The sequence below is a fragment of the Mycobacterium arosiense ATCC BAA-1401 = DSM 45069 genome (assembly GCF_002086125.1).
Lineage (GTDB): Bacteria > Actinomycetota > Actinomycetes > Mycobacteriales > Mycobacteriaceae > Mycobacterium > Mycobacterium arosiense.
In genome coordinates, this window is the sequence record NZ_MVHG01000298.1 from 1 (window position 1) to 301 (window position 301).

1 protein-coding gene is annotated in these 301 nt (G+C 66.4%); it reads right to left on the reverse strand.

Annotated features, from left to right (window positions below):
* Positions 1-301, reverse strand: a 301-nt coding sequence (locus BST14_RS31980) for a hypothetical protein (RefSeq protein ID WP_438502222.1), incomplete at both ends; no start/stop codon positions are given.

A 301-nucleotide genomic window follows, 5' to 3' on the forward strand; every position in this document is an offset into this window, starting at 1 on the left:
CGGGCGGATCTGAGCGGCGATGCTGGACAGGATCTCGTCGGCGGAAACCCGGTGCGGGTCCTTGAACAGCGGGAACTCGCGGACCTGGGTACCCATGCGCTTGTGCCGGTATTCCAGGGTGGTGTAGGTGGAGTAGTGCTCGTGGGAGGAGGTCAGGATCTCCTTGCCCGGCTGCACCAGCAGGCCGCCGTAGATCGCCGCCAGGCCGTCGGTGGTGCTGCCGGTGAGCGCCACCTGGCCAGGTTGCACGGCGAAGTAGCGACCTGCCCAGGCGCGAGCCTCGTCCTCGTATTTCCAGATT